Below are 19,241 nucleotides of genomic sequence, written 5' to 3'. Positions count from 1 at the left end.
CATGCGGCGCTCGACTACGGAAAGCCGCGCGCTGCAGATCATTCTGATCGCCGTAGCGCTGCTGTTCCTCGCCTTCTTCCTCGCCCTGCCGCTGGTCGCGGTATTCGGCGAGGCGCTCAAGGCGGGCTTCGGCCCATTCCTCGATGCCGTGACCGCGCCCGACGCACTGTCGGCCATCAAGCTGACGCTACTGATCGCGGCGATCAGCGTCCCCCTCAATGTGGTGTTCGGGGTTGCGGCCAGTTGGGCGATCACCAAATTCAAGTTCCCGGGAAAAAGCCTGCTAATCTCCTTGATTGACCTGCCTTTCTCGGTCTCACCGGTCGTTTCGGGCCTCATCTTCGTATTGCTGTTCGGGGCCAACGGCTGGTTCGGTACGTGGCTTGCAGAGCATGACCTGAAGATCATCTTCGCGGTGCCGGGCATCGTTCTTGCCACCGTGTTCATCACCTTCCCCTTCGTCGCGCGCGAACTGATCCCGCTCATGATGGAACAGGGCAAGGATGAGGAGGAAGCCGCGATCTCTCTGGGGGCAACCGGATGGCAGACCTTTCGCCATGTGACGCTGCCCAACATCCGCTGGGGCCTGCTTTACGGCGTGCTGCTGTGCAACGCCCGCGCCATGGGTGAGTTCGGCGCCGTTTCGGTCGTCTCCGGCCACATACGGGGAGAAACCAACACGATGCCGCTGCACGTAGAGATCCTCTACAACGAATACGACTTCGTCGGCGCCTTCGCGGTCGCCTCGCTGCTCGCCGGTCTGGCGCTGGTGACGCTCGTCGCCAAGACCGTGCTGGAGTGGCGCTTTAACCTTCACGGGAGTGCGCGGCATTGATCCGGGTCCAAAATGTAACCAAAACCTTCGGCGACTTCGCCGCGCTTCATGGCATCGACCTGGAGATCAAGCCTGGTGAATTCGTCGCCCTGCTCGGCCCATCCGGCTCGGGCAAGACGACGCTGCTGCGCATCATTGCCGGTCTCGAATTCCAGGACGGCGGCGAAGTCCTGTTTGACGGCGAAGACGTCTCCAGCCGCTCGGTAGGGGAGCGCCAGGTAGGCTTCGTGTTCCAGCAATACGCCCTGTTCAAGCACATGACCGTCGCCGAAAACGTCGCCTTTGGCCTTTCCGTCCGCCGCAAGGGCCGCCCGCCCAAGGCCGACATCCGCGCCCGCGCCGAGGAGCTGCTGCGCCTCGTCCAGCTCGACGGGCTGGGAAAGCGTTATCCCGGGCAGTTGTCCGGCGGCCAGCGCCAGCGCGTTGCACTGGCGCGCGCGCTGGCTATCGAGCCGCGCCTGCTTCTCCTCGACGAGCCTTTCGGCGCGCTGGACGCCAAAGTCCGCAAAGACCTGCGCCGCTGGCTGCGCGGCCTCCACGAAACCATGGGCCTGACCTCGATTTTCGTCACCCACGACCAGGAAGAAGCGCTTGAACTGGCCGACCGCATAGTTGTCATGGATCATGGCCGGATCGAACAGGTCGGCACGCCCGAGCAGGTCTACATGGAGCCTGCCAGCCCCTTCGTCTCGAACTTCGTGGGTGAAACAAACCAGCTTCCCGGCGGCATCCATGTGCGCCCGCATGACATCGACCTTGTCGCCTCGGGCGGGATTCCGGTAGTGGTCGACAATGTTTTCCGGCGAGGTGGCAGCTGGCGGGTCGAGGGCCGGATCGAAGGGCACGACAGGGTCGTGGAATTCGATGTCAATGCCGCCAGCCCCGCGCCGACGCTGGGGGATACTGTTCGGATCCAACCCCTGCGCGAACGGCAATTTCACAAGCGCCGATTGTAATACGTAAGCGAGGAAATTGAAAAATGATCCTGCGCCCCAACGAACCTCGAACAGACGCCGAGACCGATCCTACTCTTGAGGAGAGCCTCGCCAATGTTCGAGATGCACTAGGCGGGATGAGATTCGGCCAGATCGTGCTGACCGTGCACGAAGGACGCGTCATGCAGATCGACATAACGCAAAAGCATCGTTTCGGTCAGAAAAAATAGTGGGTCTCTGGAACGGGTGGGTATGCTTTCGACAAACCCGCCCGTCCACTCAGTGCCCACTCACGCCTTCAAAAACTGGTCTTCAACGTCACGCCATAAGTGCGCGGATCGCCAAGGGTGCCGGTGACCGCGCCGGTCGTGCCCGCCGCCAGGCTGAGATAGTAAAGCTTGTTCGTCAGGTTACGCCCCCAAACCTGGATGTCGACGAGACCGTCGAGCGCCCGTACACCGAGCCGCGCGTTGACCAGCGAAAAAGCCGGGATCTGCGAATAGCGCGAGAGGCTAGCGGTAGTGTAGAAATTCGAACGGTACGAGTAGTCGCCTCCCGCATAGACCTCGCTGTCACGCCCGAGCACTGATCCCACCCCAGCATGCGCCTCGCCGCCTGCGGAAACCGCCCACTTGGACACGCCCGGCAGGCGCCGCCCGCTCATGTCGCAAGTGGTCTGGCCGGTGATTTCGATCGGGCAGGGCGCACCGGCATAGCTGACGTATTTGGCATCGGTATAAGCCCCCGAGGCGTAAAGCGAGAGCCACGGTGCCGGATTGGCGCGAAGGTCGCCCTCAAAGCCGCGCGTGCGCACTTTGCCGACATTGGTGAAGTAGGAAAGGTTGTTGCGGTCCACGTCGACCACCGTGGTCTGGTAATCGGCGTCGTCCGTCCAGAATGCGGCGAGGTTGGCGGTCAGCCTGTTGGCGAACCAGGCGGTTTTCAGACCCAGTTCGTAGCTGTCGATCGTTTCCGGCTTGATAACCGGGTCGGCCGCATAAGCGCCGGTGGTGGTGATGTTGGCCAAGTTCAGGCCGCCAAACTTATGGCCATGTGCATATGTCGCATAGATCAGCGAATCCGGCGTTACCTTCCACGATAGCGTCGCGCTGCCCGAGAGGCGCCCCTCACTGGTGCTTGCGCTGTAATAGTTCGCCACCCCGTAGCGCCCCCTAATGGTGTTGGCGGCCGTAATCTGCGCCGCGGTTAGGCCATCGAGACTGGCGCCTGTCGCGGTCTGGTCGAAATAGCCGGTCTTGGTTTCGTAAGTGTAGCGAAGCCCGCCGGTGAAATCGATCGTGTGGGTGACGTGCCAGATCGCCTGCCCGAAAGCCGCGTAGCTGTTCGTCACCGGCCTGGAGCGGCCGATGATAGTGTAGCCATTCAGCGCCGCTGCCGCTGCGGCGGGATTGACGCTGGGGGCGACGAACCACGCCGCTGCGTCCTGTCCATAGGCATTCACCGATTCCGCATCGATCGACTGCCACAGGTAATAGAGGCCCGCCACATAGTCGACCTTGCGCGTGCCTTCCGAGGCGATGCGCAGTTCCTGGCTGAACTGGCGCTGCTCATTGCTCTGGTGGAAATCGGTCCCGGCATCGAGGCTGGTGGAATCGCCGTCGTTGTGCGGATACCAGTTCCACGCGCGGTAGGCGGTGACGGAAGTGATCGTATTGCCCGGGATCGACAGCTCCGCGATCGAGTTCAGGCCCCATTGGTTCATCTTGTAGCGCGGATTGGCATTGGTATCGACAATGCGCGCGCCCGGATCGACGGCGACCGGCGTGTAGCCGGTGCGAGCCGCACGGTCGTAGTAATTGTTCGCGAAGACGGTGCCGTTGTCATACTGAGTCATCACCCCGGTCAATACCGCGGCGGAAGTCTTGGAGTGCTGGCGCCCGTAATCGCCGATGAGGCGCAGCTTGAAGTTGCTGGCGGGCGTAAACAGCAGCTGCCCGCGCAACCCGAAGTCGTGGTAATCCTGCGTATCATCGCCGTCATAGCGGTTGGTCATGTAGCCGTCGCGGTCGGTCTTGGAGACGTAGATGCGCGCGGCCAGCAGGTCGTCCACCAAGGCGCCGCTGGCATAGGCGTGGAGCTGCCGGAAGTTGTAGTTTCCGATCGTGATGTCGCCCCCAGCCTCGGGCTCGAAGGTGGGCGACTTTGTGGTGACAACCACGGCGCCAGCTGAAGTGTTCTTGCCGAAAAGCGTACCCTGTGGCCCTCTCAGAACCTCGATCCGCTCAACGTCGGAAAGATCGAACACCGCCTGTCCGGGCCGCGCGAGGTAGACCTGATCGACATAGACACCGACCGCCGGCTCCAGCCCGTCATTGTAGACCGATACATTGTTGCCCAGACCGCGAATGTTGATGCTGGTGTTGCGCGGGTTGGTCTGCGTGACGACAAGGCTGGGTGTCAGCTGCTGAAGATCGCGCAGGTTGTATGTGCGCGTCGCTGCAAGCTGTTCGCCGCCGAAAGCATTGGCCGCGACGGGGACGTCCTGAATGCGCTCGTTGCGGCGGCGGGCGGTGACGATGATGTCGGTGCCGCCCCCCCGCGTTCCGTTCGCCTCGGTCCCCACTGCCTCATCGGCTGCTGCGGCGCCGTCTTCGGCCAGCGCAGGCATGGCGGCCAGCGCGGTCGTCCCGATAAGGGCAAGCGTCGTGGCACGCAGAATTCTCTTCATCTTCAAACCTTTTTACGAATGCGACCATCGGCCTGGTGGTTATGAGTAATCTCAATCTTTTTGGTAGAGATACTCACGTGACCGGCAACAAAGATTCTCTACCATTGGAATAGAGAATCTTTGTTGGGCGCATGCTTCTTTGCCGCCAAGCTGGCCACTTCCCTTCCAGTCATAACGGAACGCCCGTGACCCGCCCTGCCAAACCCCGCCTTGTTCGCCCCATCAATCGCAGGACCGCCCTGATCGCCGCAGCGCTGATGAGCACCCTCCTCACCTCGCCGCTCGCCGCGCAGACGTCCGCTGTTCCGGCTGCTCCCGCCACTGCACCGCAGGAGGCAAAGCGCCCCAACTTCCTGGTGATTGTCGCCGACGACCTTGGCTGGTCGGATCTGGGCGCATTCGGCGGCGAGATTGCTACCCCCAACCTCGATGCACTGGCCACCAGCGGCGTGCGCTTCACCGGTTTCCACACCGCGCCCACCTGTTCCCCCACGCGCTCGATGCTCCTGAGCGGCGTCGACAATCACGAGGCGGGCATCGGCACCATGGCGGAATCGCTGGGCCCAGCGCAGATCGGCCGGCCGGGTTACGAAGGCTATCTCAACGACCGTGTCGCCTCGATCGCGGAACTGCTGCAGCAGGGCGGATATCGGACGGTGATGTCCGGCAAGTGGCACTTGGGCCTTACCCCGGAACGCGGTCCTGCGGCACGCGGGTTCGAACGCTCGTTCGCGCTGCTACAGGGCCTGGGAAATCACTTCGGTGGTGACCAGGACGGGGCGTGGAAGAAGGCTAAGGCAAATAGCGTCTACCGCGACGACGGGAAGGTCACCCGCTTTCCCATAGGGCGTTATTCTGCGGACTATTTCGCCGACCGCCTGATCGGCTTCCTCGATGAAGGTGCCTCGGACGCGCGCCCGTTCTTCGCCTACCTGCCCTTCACCACCCCACACTGGCCGATGCAGGCCCCCGCCGAGACGATCGCCAAATACAAGGGTCGTTACGACGCCGGCTATGAAGCCCTGCGCCAAAAGCGCCTCGCCCGGCAGAAGGAACTGGGCCTCGTAGCCCTCGACCAGCAGCCCCATGCGCCTGACGGCGTCAAGCCATGGGACAGCCTGAGCCCTGAAGAGAAGGCCCTCGAAGCGCGCAAGATGGAAGTCTACGCGGCGATGGTCGACCGGATGGACCAGAACGTCGGCAGGGTGATCGCGGAACTCAAGCGTACCGGCAAGTACGAGGACACCGTGATCGTCTTTCTCGCCGACAATGGCCCCGAAGGCAGCGAAATAGACGCGCCGTTCCAGGTGCGCGGCGTCGCCGGCGGTGCGAAGAAGCTGGGCATAGACAACCGGCTGGAAAACATCGGCAACGCCACTTCTTATGTCGGCTACGGCGCTGGCTGGGCGCAGGCGAACAGCTCGCCATCGTGGCTGGTAAAGGGCTACCCGACCGAAGGCGGAACCAGGGTCACAGCCTTCGCTTCCGGCAAGGGCGTGGTCGGCAACCGAATCGCGCGCGGTTACCTCAGCGTGACCGATGTCGCGCCGACGCTGCTCGCCCTTGCAGGCCTGTCGCAACCCGCCAGCTTCAACGGCCGGCCGATCCTACCGTTCGAAGGCAAGAGCCTTATCCCGGTGCTGGAAAACGAGACCGCCGAAGTGCGCGGCCCCGCAGAGCCCGTCGGCACGGAACTGTTCTACCGCCGCGCGCTGCGCAAGGGCGACTGGAAGGCGGTCTACATCCCCAAGACCGGCTCTGCCTACCCCCGCGATGGCGCGGGAGAAGGCAAGTGGCAGCTGTTCAACCTCGCCACCGACCCGGCAGAGAGTAAGGACCTGGCAGCAAGCCATGCCGACAAACTGGCCGAACTCGTCGCCGACTGGGATAGCTACGCCAACGCCAAGGGCGTGATCCTGCCCGCTGCGCCGGCGGGTGCGACTCCGAAGTAAATGCGTTGGTAGCCCTCGCCCATGCCGCATTACGGCGGGTGGGCGAGGGCACCTCTGCAGAGGCCCGCCGCCAGATAGCAAAAAATCGGTCTTGAACGGACCAACGGCGTCGCCGGGCTGATGGCCAACATGCTGGCATCCAGACCCGGCTCACCAAACTGACCAACCGCGACCGCAAGCTGCCGCCAGCAAGTCAATATTCTGGCGCAAGACATGCCCGGCCTGCGCGGATTGAACAATGGATATATCGAGATACCACCGCACCGCCATGTCAGGCGTAATGATCGCGTCCGTTAGTCCGCTCAATAGCCGACCGACGGAGGGCGCGCGGTCGTCGGGTTGGACCACACGCCCTTCGAGCTATCCTAGTCGCTCGCCTGGCACGTCACGCCGTAGCTCGCAACGGTGGGCCATTCTGCGTCGCCCACTGTGGTGACGGAGAGCCTGCCCGCCCGGCCAAGATAGCCGAAGCTGCAATATCCGAACCCCGTGCCGGAGCAGCTTTCTGCCTCCTTGATGCCCTTCTCGAACAACTCTGCGGCGCGGTCGTCCCGCTGTTCGTCGCCAGGAAGGCTCGGAGACGGAACCCAGCCTGCCTTTACCAGAACAGCATGGGCCTTGTTGATCGGCATGCTCTGAATATTGGGAAGAGTACCCTCGCCGCCGCAGACCTTGTCCGACTTTGGTAGAGCAGCCACGGTCACTGCCCCGTTGTCAGCGAAGCGAATGTCGGCAAGCGGCTGAGGAACGAAATCGCCGTCGAGGATACGGATCGCATTGCCTTCGATCCGCTTGAGACTCCCGATCGACGTGGTCGTGCCCGGGCCTTTGCCCATGTAAGCGATCGCCTTTAACACTCCGCCCTTGAACAGGCCGACGTTGCCCTCGGTCAGCAGGCACGAGCCGCTGGTGCCCTGCTCCGTCGTGCCGACGAAACTGACCACGTCATAGCCGCCGACCGCCGCCTCACCGGTCACGTTCCATCCCTTGGCCTGGACCGCTTTTGCCGCTGCGGAGCGCAGGCCATCGACCTGCGGCCCGCATTGATCGGCGCCGCTGTCGGGATGGCTGGGCACGGTGGATGCGGCAACGATGCGCAGGCCCTTCACTTCGGAACGCAGCACTGGCCCGGCCTCAGTCGTCGGCGCCTCCGACGCATCCGCGGCCTCGCTGGCCCCGGATGACGGAGCCTGCGCCGGGTCGGCGTCAGGCTCGGCGGAACAGCCGGCAGCCAGCAGCGCCGCAGCGACGATGGCATGAGATGCATAGCGGGGCGACAGGAATTTCATTGTCGTGTCTCCTTCTTCGGCGGGCCAACCCATGGCAGGCCCGGCACATTGTCCTTGAGTTTCAGCGGATGAGGGAACTGCAACTGTTGCCGCTGGTTGAGTAGTCCTTGATAATGCCGCTGCGGGTCTCGACCGTGACGTCGCACCAGTGATGATCCTCGCTGATAACTTGCCCGTAGACATTGCTGCCACGGTTCACGTAACCCTTCCGGAAATAAAGCGTGCGCACGCCGCCATAGCCGTCGACATAGCGATCGGGGGCGCCCCATACCTTTGCGAAGTCCTGCTCGGTCTTGCCGATCCACATTTCCAGCGTGTTGTTACGGCCGACGCGGTTGGTGTCGCGTTGATGGGCATCTATCACGCCGGTCGCCGTATTCAGGGCGCTGGTCATGCTTTCCTGAAGCCGTCGCTGGCTTTCGGCGATTTCCGCCGCGCTGGGGCGATAAGTGAAGGGGGGACGCTTGCTGTCGGTCCACAAGCGCTCCCAGATGAAGTCCGCAGGCGACAGGCCGGTATCGCCGATGAACAGGAAACCGAGATTCTTCGGCGCCTTGGCGGGGTCGCGCTCGCGTCCGTCCTTGCCCCGGTTGCAGACGAATTTCATAACCTGCATCTCGCCGAAGCTTGCAGGCGCATGGGCTGCTCTATTGGCGGCGATCTCGATCTTCTTGTGGCGCCATTGGACCTGGCTGAACGTGGTGCTTACCGCCATGCGCGTACAATTGACGAGATAGGTGGAGGAAATCCGGTTGGGCTTGGCAGCGCTTTCAAAGACCTGGTCGACGTGGATGTCGAACTGCTCGTCGGGGCCCACCCGAACTTCGCCTTTCTTCAGCTTGCCCTTGCGTTTGCTCTGCTTGAGATAAGCAGACTGCTCCTGCGGCGTGGCAGACTGCATGAAGCCAAGGAAATCGTCCTTGTCGCTGATGGACTGCGCATCGACCACGAACAGGTCGCGCTCCGGTTTGTCGCCACCGCCAGCTATGATCCAGCTTTCCGTCGCCTGCGCCGCGGCAGCCCAGCCGCCCGCCAGCGTGAGCGCCAGCACTCCAGATATCACGCGCATCACCGCTCCTTAAGTGGCCATTGTTCATCGCCGGGGTTTAACGATGGCAAAGTCATGAGCAGTGTTCAATATAATTCTCTACGGCGATCAATTTCTTTGTTCGGGAGACCGAGAAGCCTTGCGCAGATGGAAAAATCCCGACAATATCGCAAAAATATACAACGTAGAATTCTAATTGATCGCCGTCTAATTTTGCGGCATACCGACACACGCTGCCCAATTGCTCCGGAAGGACGCCGAATCGTGCTCCGTTTGGCCGTGATGCCGGAGCGGACGAACATGGAATGTCGCTGAGGCGATCGTCAAGTAACCCGAATAGGTCTGACAACAGGAGTACCTGTATGAAACCGCCTCTATTCATCATCCCAACACGTGCCGCCGCTGCGCTGGCAGGACCATTTCTGGCACAGGACAGGTCGGGGCCGAGCGACGCGGCGGGCCTTCCGCGCTTTGAAGGCGCGAAAATTCGCGGCTATCGCCAGCCTTCTCTGAACGAGATCGTGATCCCGACCGGCGCGATCGCCGACGAGAACCACCTGAAGGCCGCACTGCATCCGGGAGGCGAGGCAGAACATGTGGACTATGTGGTTCGGCCTGCCGTCGCCCCGATCGCGGTGGACCGCTACTACCGCGCGATGCTGGAAGGCGCCGGCTGCACCACCGTCTTGACCTGCACCGGTGAGGGCGCCTGCGGCCCCGATAGGGGCAGCCTGATCCTCAATAGCGGCAAGGTTGCGCCCACCGGCCTCGCTGATGGCATCTTCAGTGACAAAATGCGCGTGATCGTGGCGCGCAGGAGGGACCACTGGGTGCTCATGCATACGAACACCGGATCCGACGCTGCCCACATTTACGTCGCCAGCATTACCGGAGCCACCGAGGCATCCGCCCCCGACGCACCGAGGTGATTTATGAGCCCTTTCCTGATGATCGCCGCCGCTGCGGCCGCCGCTTCCGCCAATCCTTCCACTTTCGAAGCCCTGACCCAGGCGGGCAAGGACGCCCCGCTATGCACCGCCGATGGCGACCTTTGCGTCAGCGGCACGCGTGACGGTGCTTTTACCGTCGCGCGCAAGGACAAGACCGTGGCGCAGTGGACCGCCGCAAAGAGTGAAGACGACGACCGTTTCCGGCCCCTCCCCACGCTGCTGCGGCTCAAGGGCGGGGGCCTGCTGGTCGGCGTCGGCGTGCAGCGTACCCAGATGTATTCGGGGGGCAACGCCGAAGTGATCTTCCAACGTATCATGCTGGTGCGGCCCGGCAAGCCGGCGGTTACCGTGTTCGAGGCGCCCTACAGCAGCGAAATTTCGATCCGCGCCTGCTTCGATGAAAAAGACGCCAAGCAACGCCTCGATGCCTGCAGCGACGAGTACACGCTGCAAAGCGATCTGAAGGTGGAGCCAGGCGAGCAATCCGGCCTGCCCAACCTGTCGCTGAGCGTGCTGTCGAACCGGTTCCCGCGCGGCGTCAGCCGTAATGCGGATTCCCTGGCGATGCCGGCGCTGACGCAGGATGACCTCATCGATGAAACGGACGCGGCCTGCACTTACCGCCGGACGCTTGCCTTCGATGCCGCAGCGGGGGCTTACAAGCCCAGCGCACCGTTGCCCGCTTGCAGCGAATACACCGTTCCCTGACGGTTCACGACTTTCGGTTCAGGATGCGTTGGAGATACGGATCATGCGAAAATTCCTGCTACCTCTCGCCGCCGTCATGGCTGTTCCGCTGAGCGCGCAGGCAGCCCCGCCTCAGCCTTCCGCCACGCCGGTCCACGCGCGTCTGACACTGTGCCGTCCCGGCCCTTCGGTGCCGAGCCAGTTTCCCGACCTTCGCCCCGGCCGCACCGCCCAGTGCCCCTATGCTGCCAATGACCTCGCCCAGCGCATCGCCAACCTGCTGCAGCGCGGCTTAGGCGAAGGGTTCAACGTGGTATCGGTCTATTCAGCCTTCGGGCTTCCCGCGATGACGACCTCCTATGACAGCCCCCGCATCGCCGCCTATGCGATGACGGCGACCGGCGGAGACGGTTGGAAGATCCACCTGACAGTGAACGAAGCGGCCTATCCGCTCGACGATACACTGCCGGCCGCCTTCGTCCCAGGAGAAAATCCTACCCGCCTCGCCCCGCTGGAGGCGTTCGATGTCGATGCAAGCATCGCGATTTTTCCCAAGGAAGGTGCGGCAGGACCGGACGGATGCATCACCGCTGCATGGCTCGGCGCCTTTGCCACAGCGGCGGGGTGGAAAGACCAGACCGCAATGTCGGCCATGTTCGTCACCGATGCCGGCCCCGGCTATCCGCGCTACGCCGGCCCGGCCGGACGCCTGCTTACATTCCTGTTAAACCGGCAAGAAGGCCAGGTCCCAAGTAAACATGACATGGAAACGAGTTGCGTCACCTCCGTGCGCATCTCCATCCCTCCGAAGGACAAGCCCGCCGGGCAGTGAGATAGGCTCAGGGGTTCAAATAGTTTGCCTCCAGATCGCGCAGTTGCTGGTTGCGAGCGGTGTAATGCGCGATCAGGCATTCCTCGCCAGCCAGCCCTTGCGCCGTACCGTAGCCGAACACGTCACCCACGACCGCGCAGTCCTCGCCGATGAAGGCCGTCCAGTGCCGCTGTGCTTCGGCGAATCCGCTTTTTGCAGCCTTATAATCGGTTCCCTCTGGCCCCTTGCCCGCAAGGACCCTGCCGATCCGCCCAACCAATGCGGTTTGTGCAGCTTGCAACCTTTCGCGGTGTTCGACCATGCAGCGCGCGTACACCAGTGTGCCGGTGCCTTCGCCCTCCTGTTCGGCCTGCTTAACGCATTGCGCAGTCCAGCCTGGATCGTCCTTGCCCAGCTCTTCAGCGAAAGAAGGCACGGCCGGTAGAATACAAAGAGCCGCCAGAAACGAGAGAATACGAGTTTTCATCGCGAAACCTTCCTGGTCAGCTGGGCATAGGATGGATGGGCCAGTCCGAAGTCATCTGCTCCAGATCGGCAGCCTCATAAGGGCAAGGCGCGTAGAGCTGGAATGCTTCCACCCCCTCGCTGTACCACTGTGCGCCGGAAACATCGGGCACAGGATCGCCTTCGGCAACGCAGACGGCGGAGCTGGTCCCATCCTGCGCCATCAGCAGCGCCCAGTTGTAGCTGCCCGCAGACCTCGGATCGTCATATCGCATGTAGAGCCGCCCCCTCGAGCCGATGATAGGGCCCGTCCTGTCCTTTCCTGAAAGGATCAGCGCACGGATCTTGAGATCGGAAACCGCATCGTTCACAGCCTTCACGACTTGCGGGTGATGCAGGAAGTCGACGCCGTCGATCTTGTCGTCGGGATACTTTCCGAGATAGCGCGAAAGCGCGGGCGGGCCTGCCGGTTTAGGCTTCGACGCAGCAGGGGCAGACTTGTCCGGCTTTCCGGTCGCCACTTCGCTGGCATCATCACCGCCCTGTTTATCAGCTTGCTTGTCGGATGGCACGCAGGCGGTTAGCACCAGCGCAGCCATGATCGGGGCAAGGCATCTCTTTGTGATATTTCCGTCGCGCAGGCGCCGTATCATTTCTACTCCTCCCCTTTCATGCAGGACGATATGCGCGCGGCAACCGGGTTCCATTTCGCCGCCGAAGCTTTGTCGTAAATCAGCCGGAAGGTCACGAACCGAACCGAATTGGAAAGCCCGCGCTGGTAAAAGACCTTGCCGTCCTGCGTACCCGAAAGCGCGTACCAACCGGGCTTGTACGTCTTGTATGTAACGCGCCCGCCTTCGCGCGTAATCCGCGCTGTCTCGTGTGCCATCACCTGCGGCGGCGTCAGTTCCTCTGTATTGAAAGTGCCCCACACCAGCATCTTGGCCCCGTCGGCTGCCGAGAACGTGCGCCCGTCGCCATTGTCGGCCTCGGGCGCGGGGGTCATCAGGTCGGCGGGGTAGCAGATGGTATATTCGAAACGGCCATTGCCATAAGTCTGCCAGCGATGCTCCGGCGCGGCCAAGGCCATCGGCGCCCAGGCAAGCGAAGCGAGCGCAAACAATGCTGCGGGAAGCATTTTCATCATCGTTTTTCGTCCCTTTGCACAGCGACATCGCAGTTGAAGGGTCAGCGACATCGTAGATGACGTGTGGGGGGAAGCGGAGGCCGGGCGTAGCCCGGACGTAGCTTCCCCCCACACGGGCGCGGGTTTCCCCGTGCCGTTGGCGGCGACAGCGGTCAGGATGGTCCAATCTTCAACGCCAAGAAGAGGATCGGATGCCTGGCCGTCCCATCACCGACCAACAGCAGAGGTACTACATGTCCCTTCGTCAAAAACACCCGCAAAAAGCCGCCGCCGCCATGGCTGGCTTCTCCACCAGCACGGGCTACCGGATAGAGAAAGATCCCCGGTCGCCATCGGAGCGTCGCCGGGAGCGACGTCATGGCGGCGGTAGGCCAGATCCGCTCGCCGAACTGTGGGATAAAGAAATCGTGCCTTTGCTCGAGAGCACGCCGGGCCTGAAGCCCATCTCTATTCTTGGGGAGCTGGAGCAGCGCCACCCCGGGCTCGATCTGACGCCAGCCCGCAGAACCCTGGAACGCCGGATACGGCTATGGAAGGCCGAGCATGGACCAGAGCGTGAGGTCATCTTCCGGCAGAACCATCCGCCTGGCCGACAGGGCATGTCGGATTTCTTTGACGCCCGCGATCTGAAGGTCACCATCTCCGGCAATCCGACCCCGCACCTGATCTATCACTTCGCGCTGGTCTATTCCGGGTGGGAGCATGCCGAGGTCGTGCTGGGAGGAGAAAGCTTCACGGCGCTGGCCTGCGGCCTTCAGAATGCGCTGTGGCAGCTTGGCGGCGTGCCGCACGAGCATCGCACCGATAGCCTCTCCGCGGCGTTCGCCAACCTGGAGCAAGATGCCCAGGAAGATCTGCGGACCCGCTATGCCGCCCTGTGCGCCGATTACCAGATGGAGCCCACCCGCAACAATCGCGGGATCGCCCATGAGAATGGGTCCATCGAGAGCCGTCATGGCCACCTCAAGGATCGGCTCGATCAGGCACTCCAGTTGCGCGGGACACGTGACTTCGCCGCCATCGAGGACTGGCGCACGTTCCTCGCCCAGGTCGTGGGCCGGCACAACGCGCGGCGGCGCGATGCCTTGCGCATCGAAGCTGAGCACCTGCGGCCGTTACCTTCACGCCGTAGCTGCGATTATGATGAAGCTACGGTGCTCGTCACCTCATCGGGCGGCTTCGTGCTGCGCAAGGTCTTCTACACCGTGCCTTCCCGGCTCATCGGCCATAGCCTGCGAGCCAGGATCTTCGATGACCGGATCGACCTCTATCTGGCCGGGCAGCCCATCGAGACCCTGCCACGCGGGCGGGCGCCCGATCGCGGGCGGGGCGGTCATGACCACGTCGTCAATTATCGGCACGTGATCCACAGCCTGCGTACCAAGCCCCACGCGCTGGCAAACCTTGTCTATCGCAACAAGCTCTTCCCTCGCAGCGAATATCGCCGCTGCTGGGATGCTCTGGAGGGTGCGCTTCCCAAAGCCGCCGCATGCCGCATCATGGTGGGGCTGCTGTGGCTTGCGCATGACCAGGCCTGCGAGGCTGAGCTCGCCGCGACCCTGACCGGCATACTCGATGGCCAGGGCTTACCTGATCTGAAGGATCTGCAGGAGCGCTTCCAACGGCCCGGCAATGAACCGGTCGATGTGGTCGTCGATATTCCCCAGCCTGACACTTACGACGATTTGCTCACCGCCAGGGAGATGGCCGCATGAGCATCACTGTCGACACCGCCAAGCTGCCCATGTTGCTGGGCACGCTGCGTCTGCCCACCATTGCCCGTCTCTGGCCAGACTTTTGTTCACGAGCGGACAAGGAGGGATGGCCGGCTTCGCGCCTGCTGGCAGCCCTGGCCGAACTGGAACTCGCCGAACGCGAGCAACGCCGGATCCAGCGCCATCTTACAGAAGCACGGCTGCCGCCCGGCAAGACCCTGGATGCCTTCGACTTCAGCCTCGTTCCCACCTTGAGCAAGGCCCAGGTCTTGGCTCTGGCCCAAGGAGATACCTGGCTCAAGGCTGGCCACAATCTTCTGGCATTTGGTCCGCCTGGTGCCGGCAAGAGCCACGCCGCGGCCGCCATCGGCAACGAGCTTGTGGCGCGCGGATACCGGGTCTTCTTCACCCGGACCACCGATCTCGTCCAGCGTTTGCAGGCCGCACGTCAGGCCCTGACCTTGACCCAGGAGATCGCCAGGCTCGACCGCTTCGACCTGCTCATCCTCGATGACCTGTCCTACGTCCGCAAGGACCAGGCCGAGACCAGCGTCCTGTTCGAACTCATCTCTGCCAGATACGAAAGGCGCTCCATCATGATCACCGCCAACCAACCATTCAGCGGTTGGGATGCCATTTTTTTGGATAAGGCAATGACTGTCGCCGCCATCGACAGGCTCGTTCACCACGCCACTATCCTGGAAATGAACGTCGAGAGCTATCGCAGGCGATCCGCACTGGCCGCAGCGACATCGCTCCGCGACAGTCCTCCTGATCCAGCGACATCGCCCCGCGACATCGAAACCGTTCCAGCGACATCGCTGCGCGACAACGCCTCTTGATCCAGGCCAACCTCGTGTGACATTATCCTCAACGTCACCGCTGACACATCACCATCAGTGTCGCTGACCAATCACCGGCGATGTCGCGCTACATCCCTTACTGGAAGCCCCGAAATATCCATTGGCGACAGCTCCTGCTTCGCTGGTATCGTCGGTGAAGGCACTGCACCGGCTTCCTGCACGCCAAGCATCGAGCGCACCTGCTGCGTATCGGGATGCGACGGGCCAAGCAGGCGTTCGTTGATCTCCAGCGCTATGGTCAGCAATGCGCGTCCCTTCTCCTTATGGCCTAGCCCGATTTCGGTAATACCGAGGTTGCCGTAACTTTCCGCCGTGTCGGGATGAAAACGTCCCAGCGCGGCCTCGCGCAGCAGCAGCGCATGTTGGTATTGCTCGGCGGCCTGCGTCAGCTTGCCTTGCCGGAAGAAGTTCATGCCAAGGCCGTTGTAGCCGCTCGCCGTGACCACGTGTTCCGCGCCGTAGAGCGTGGTCCAGGTGTCGATCGCGAGCCGGTAGAGCCGCTCTGCCCGCACATACTGTTTCTGATTGTCGAGGTTGAGCGCCATGTTCAGCGCACTTTCCGCTACAAGGCCGGGTACGGTGCCGTTAGCCCTGCGGATGTCCATCGACTTGATGAACATCATGTGCGCCTCGTCATAGCGCCGCTGTCCGCTCAGCGCCGCAGCGAGGTTATTGTAGCTGGTCGCGGTGTCGAGATCATCCTCGCCCAAGGCTTTGCGCCGGATTGCCAGTGCACGGCGATAGAAGGGCTCCGCCTGAGCGTAAAGGCCCTGCTTGTCGAGCGTCAGCCCCACCACTGAAAGCGCCTTGGCCGCGTCAACCTCCTCAGCCTTGCCGGCCGCACGCAGCATCTCGAGCGCCTTGTAGCTTTCAGCCGCACCTTCGCTGACATTGCCCTGCATCGTCAGGTTATATCCAAGCGAAGAATGCGCGCGGGGCCGGTCCTTCGCCGAATCCGTATCCATTTCGTAGAGGTCCAGAGCAGTTCGGCGCAGCGGCTCGGCCTGCTTGAAGGAACCCTGCGCCTCAAGGTTACGCGCCAGACGGTCCATACCCGCAGCAACCAGCGGACTGCGTTCGCCCAACAGCCACTTGCGCTGTGCCAATGCATCGCGCCAGAACGGCTCCGCCTCGGCGAAGCGGCCCTGCTTTTCGAAGTCATCGGCTTGGCGCGTCGTATCACCGAGCCGGGCAACGGCAGCATCCACTTCCGCCGAATTTGTGGGATACCCTTCCTGCGCATGGGCATTCGAAGGAATACTGGCAAGAATCGATACGGCAGCGGCAAAAAACACGATGCAGGCGGCAGGCTTGGCGACGGCCATGGCTATCCCTTTTGAGCACGGCGGCGATGAAGCAGTGCGCGCGCCGGATTGTCGAAAACCAAATCTAGCCAAAAATAATCAATGTTCAAATAAAATTCAACAGCGATCATTTGATTGCGGATCCGATGCGGGAAAGATGCAAAAGCGGGCCCCTGGACTCACCATCATCCGGCTTGCTTATTGGCCCGCCCGGTACCAAAACCGGCCATGCCGGAAGAAGACAGCCCATCCATCAGCAGGCCGCAAAGGCGCCTGCTTCGTCGAATATTCAACGGTCGCACCGTTCCCATCATGGCGGACGGCAGGCCATTCCTGAAGTACAAGGACGCAAGCCAGTACCTCCAGTCGCTCGCGCCGGAGGCGCGTGACTCGGCCTACGCTCAGATGAAGAGCGAGGAGCAATAGCCAGATGGTCGGCGCCGCATAAATCCTGCCGATTGACTACAGCAAAGGCGCGACGAGGATGCAGCGCCGCACAAATTCTGCATGTCTTTGCCGATAGACGATCGATACCGATGTGGACGCGGCGGGCATAGGCGTCCCGGCGACGCTGGGCCGACGCTGGGCCGACGCTGGGCCGACGCTTCGCGCGGCTATGCCTTCTATCTCAAGGATGGAAGGTCCATGTTTTATTTCAACGCAGTAGCCGTATCGAGCGCAGGATCCGGGGCCGGGTCCAACCGAAGGTTTCGACTTGGGCATAAACCCCATTGCCCCCATCAATAGCCACTACATTGTAAGCGACAACACCTTCTCCGGTGCAGTCAAAAGGATAGTTTTCAACCTGCGGTGAGAAGGCGCATTCGGACACCAAAGCCTGTCACACAGGAATGAACCGGAGATGGTGGATGACTGAAGAGCACAAGTGGGACCTCGAGGCCGACGTCGTCGTTCTCGGGTCCGGCGGGGCCGCCATGACGGCAGCGATTTCGGCTCATGATTTCGGTGCAAAGGATGTGGTGATCCTGGAAAAGACCGGGATGATCGGCGGGACTACCGCCATGTCCGGCGGCATGCTCTGGATACCGGGTAACCACCATCAGATCGAAGCCGGCATCGAGGACGACGACGAGGACATCGTCACCTACCTCGATTCTCTGGCTCCCGGCGGCCTTGACCCCGATACTCTCATGGCCTTCATGGAGAGCGGCCCAGAAATGATCCGCTATCTTGCGGACAAGACCCCGGTGCGATTCCAGGCGTTCATCGATTTCCCCGACTACCAGCCCTATGTGCCGGGAGCCAAGGCTGACGGCGGGCGATCGCTGGACAACGAAGCATTTTCGTTCGAACGGCTCGGAAAATGGTCGACGCGGGTAAACCCCAGCAAGATGGCGTATCCCCTGCGCGGCAGCCTGATGGAGGCGATCACCGGATCGCTGGACGACGCCACGCTGGCAGAGCGCGAAGCGGGCGATTACCGGGGTCTCGGGCAGGCGCTGGCCGGCTCGCTCTACAAGGCCGTGCTGGACCGCGACATTCCGGTGGAATTTGAAAAGCGGGCGCGCAAGCTGATCAAGGACGGCGACCGTGTGATTGGCGTCGTTGCCGAAGATGCTAACGGCCGAGACGTCCATGTGCGCGCCCGGCGCGGCGTGGTGATCGCTACCGGGGGTTTCGAATGGAACGAAACGCTGGTCAAGACCTTCCTTCGCGGGCCGCTCACCGGTCCGGTCAGCGTGCCCGAAAACGAGGGTGACGGCCTGCTGATGGCGATCGAGGCCGGTGCTCAGCTCGGCAATATGCAGAACGCATTCTGGATGCAAAGCGTGCTCGAATACAAGCCGCAGCACCGCGATGCCAAACCCAACTACCTGCTGGGCTCGGACGAGCGCGCGCGTCCCGGTGCGATCCTGGTCAACCGCACCGGCAAGCGGTTCGTGAACGAGGCGGCCAACTACAATGCCCTGGGCAAATCCCTGCACGCCTTTGATGCCGGGAATCACGCTTACGCCAACCTGCCCTATTGGCTGATCATCGATCAGCGCTACAGGGACAAGTATCACACCTTCAACACGCCGCCGGGCGGCCCTGTCCCGTCCTTCATGATGCAGGCGGACACGCTGGAAGAACTGGCTGAAATGGCCGGGATCGACCCTGCTGGCCTGAAGGGCACGGTCACGCGCTTCAATGAAATGGTCGCCAATGGCCATGACGACGATTTCAACCGCGGCGACAATACATACGACAATTTTTATATGTGGGGTGATACCGCCTTCGAAGCCCCGTACCGGACGCTGGGCGCAATCGATCAGGGGCCCTACTTCGCGGTCAAGATGGAAGCCGGCGCATTGGGCACCGCAGGGGGCCCAAAGACAAACGCCGATGCGCAAGTCGTGGACTGGAGCGGAAACCCGATCCCGGGCCTTTACGCGGCGGGCAACGCCATGGCTGCGGTGCTGGGCGACGTATACGGCGGCGCTGGTGGAACACTGGGCCCAGGCATGACCTTCGGCTACATCGCCGGGCGTCACTTGGGGGCCCACATACCCAATCGCTGAACACGCTAACCAATGCTCGTGCCCGCAAA

Annotated in this window: 18 protein-coding genes; 11 read left to right on the top strand and 7 right to left on the bottom strand. The window is 62.3% G+C overall.

Annotated elements, in window-relative coordinates; translation table 11 throughout:
- Nucleotide 1 precedes the first annotated feature (1 nt).
- From cysW to V474_RS07790, 3 genes are read left to right on the top strand one after another with little or no spacing between them, the layout of a single operon-like run.
- A complete protein-coding gene (gene cysW / locus V474_RS07800) occupies nucleotides 2-835 on the top strand; it encodes a sulfate ABC transporter permease subunit CysW (protein ID WP_059150971.1) in 834 nt (277 codons plus the stop codon).
- A complete protein-coding gene (locus V474_RS07795) occupies nucleotides 832-1,791 on the top strand; it encodes a sulfate/molybdate ABC transporter ATP-binding protein (protein ID WP_059150970.1) in 960 nt (319 codons plus the stop codon). Before cysW ends, V474_RS07795 begins: the two co-directional genes overlap by 4 nt.
- A gap of 23 nt (nucleotides 1,792-1,814) precedes the next feature.
- A complete protein-coding gene (locus V474_RS07790; RefSeq protein WP_059150969.1) occupies nucleotides 1,815-2,000 on the top strand; it encodes a YezD family protein in 186 nt (61 codons plus the stop codon).
- Nucleotides 2,001-2,068: 68 nt separating this feature from the next.
- Here V474_RS07790 and V474_RS07785 read toward each other — a convergent pair whose 3' ends face one another.
- Nucleotides 2,069-4,459, bottom strand: coding sequence for a TonB-dependent receptor (locus tag V474_RS07785; protein ID WP_059150968.1), 2,391 nt, complete (start codon nucleotides 4,457-4,459; stop codon nucleotides 2,069-2,071).
- 257 nt (nucleotides 4,460-4,716) lie between these two features.
- On the opposite strand from V474_RS07785, the gene V474_RS07780 reads away from it, so the two are divergent.
- The gene (locus V474_RS07780; RefSeq protein WP_059151446.1) at nucleotides 4,717-6,411 is read left to right on the top strand and encodes an arylsulfatase; all 1,695 of its coding nucleotides are present in this window, start codon (nucleotides 4,717-4,719) and stop codon (nucleotides 6,409-6,411) included.
- A 365-nt stretch (nucleotides 6,412-6,776) separates the two neighbouring features.
- On the opposite strand, the gene V474_RS07775 is transcribed toward V474_RS07780, so the two are convergent.
- Both V474_RS07775 and V474_RS07770 read right to left on the bottom strand, forming a co-directional pair.
- Nucleotides 6,777-7,700, bottom strand: a complete 924-nt coding sequence (locus V474_RS07775) for a hypothetical protein (RefSeq protein ID WP_059150967.1) — start codon at nucleotides 7,698-7,700, stop codon at nucleotides 6,777-6,779.
- A gap of 61 nt (nucleotides 7,701-7,761) precedes the next feature.
- Entirely contained in the window at nucleotides 7,762-8,769 is a 1,008-nt protein-coding gene (locus tag V474_RS07770) for a hypothetical protein (protein WP_059150966.1), read from the bottom strand.
- Nucleotides 8,770-9,110: 341 nt separating this feature from the next.
- Between V474_RS07770 and V474_RS07765 the strand changes: the two genes are divergently transcribed.
- The 3 genes from V474_RS07765 to V474_RS07755 are packed head-to-tail and all read left to right on the top strand — an operon-like array spanning nucleotide 9,111 to nucleotide 11,217.
- Nucleotides 9,111-9,677 carry a hypothetical protein gene (locus V474_RS07765; protein ID WP_059150965.1) on the top strand — a complete coding sequence of 189 codons (567 nt, stop codon included), beginning with the start codon at nucleotides 9,111-9,113 and terminating at the stop codon, nucleotides 9,675-9,677.
- 3 nt (nucleotides 9,678-9,680) lie between these two features.
- Complete coding sequence (locus V474_RS07760; RefSeq protein WP_059150964.1) at nucleotides 9,681-10,406, top strand: hypothetical protein; 726 nt, start codon at nucleotides 9,681-9,683, stop codon at nucleotides 10,404-10,406.
- A 43-nt stretch (nucleotides 10,407-10,449) separates the two neighbouring features.
- A complete protein-coding gene (locus V474_RS07755; RefSeq protein WP_059150963.1) occupies nucleotides 10,450-11,217 on the top strand; it encodes a hypothetical protein in 768 nt (255 codons plus the stop codon).
- A 7-nt stretch (nucleotides 11,218-11,224) separates the two neighbouring features.
- Here V474_RS07755 and V474_RS07750 read toward each other — a convergent pair whose 3' ends face one another.
- The 3 genes from V474_RS07750 to V474_RS07740 are packed head-to-tail and all read right to left on the bottom strand — an operon-like array spanning nucleotide 11,225 to nucleotide 12,808.
- Complete coding sequence (locus V474_RS07750; RefSeq protein ID WP_082699661.1) at nucleotides 11,225-11,683, bottom strand: lysozyme inhibitor LprI family protein; 459 nt, start codon at nucleotides 11,681-11,683, stop codon at nucleotides 11,225-11,227.
- 16 nt (nucleotides 11,684-11,699) lie between these two features.
- Complete coding sequence (locus tag V474_RS07745; RefSeq protein ID WP_148649318.1) at nucleotides 11,700-12,260, bottom strand: hypothetical protein; 561 nt, start codon at nucleotides 12,258-12,260, stop codon at nucleotides 11,700-11,702.
- Nucleotides 12,261-12,316: 56 nt separating this feature from the next.
- Nucleotides 12,317-12,808, bottom strand: a complete 492-nt coding sequence (locus V474_RS07740) for a hypothetical protein (RefSeq protein WP_059150960.1) — start codon at nucleotides 12,806-12,808, stop codon at nucleotides 12,317-12,319.
- Between the two features lie 191 nt (nucleotides 12,809-12,999).
- On the opposite strand from V474_RS07740, the gene istA reads away from it, so the two are divergent.
- The gene (gene istA, locus V474_RS07735; protein ID WP_082699660.1) at nucleotides 13,000-14,523 is read left to right on the top strand and encodes an IS21 family transposase; all 1,524 of its coding nucleotides are present in this window, start codon (nucleotides 13,000-13,002) and stop codon (nucleotides 14,521-14,523) included.
- A complete protein-coding gene (istB, locus tag V474_RS07730) occupies nucleotides 14,520-15,365 on the top strand; it encodes an IS21-like element helper ATPase IstB (protein WP_059150959.1) in 846 nt (281 codons plus the stop codon). The genes istA and istB overlap by 4 nt, the downstream gene beginning before the upstream one ends.
- Before the next feature lie 71 nt (nucleotides 15,366-15,436).
- Here the strand turns inward: istB and V474_RS07725 are convergent, their stop codons facing one another.
- Nucleotides 15,437-16,711, bottom strand: a complete 1,275-nt coding sequence (locus tag V474_RS07725; protein ID WP_059150958.1) for a tetratricopeptide repeat protein — start codon at nucleotides 16,709-16,711, stop codon at nucleotides 15,437-15,439.
- A gap of 207 nt (nucleotides 16,712-16,918) precedes the next feature.
- Here V474_RS07725 and V474_RS07720 point away from each other — a divergent pair, with 207 nt between their 5' ends.
- The gene (locus V474_RS07720) at nucleotides 16,919-17,116 is read left to right on the top strand and encodes a hypothetical protein (protein WP_059150957.1); all 198 of its coding nucleotides are present in this window, start codon (nucleotides 16,919-16,921) and stop codon (nucleotides 17,114-17,116) included.
- A gap of 443 nt (nucleotides 17,117-17,559) precedes the next feature.
- Nucleotides 17,560-19,212: an FAD-binding protein gene (locus tag V474_RS07715; protein ID WP_059150956.1), complete on the top strand. Its 1,653-nt coding sequence runs from the start codon at nucleotides 17,560-17,562 to the stop codon at nucleotides 19,210-19,212.
- Nucleotides 19,213-19,241: the final 29 nt, after the last annotated feature.

The sequence above is a fragment of the Novosphingobium barchaimii LL02 genome, from assembly GCF_001046635.1.
GTDB lineage: Bacteria > Pseudomonadota > Alphaproteobacteria > Sphingomonadales > Sphingomonadaceae > Novosphingobium > Novosphingobium barchaimii.
This window is presented reverse-complemented; position numbering and strand designations above follow the sequence as displayed.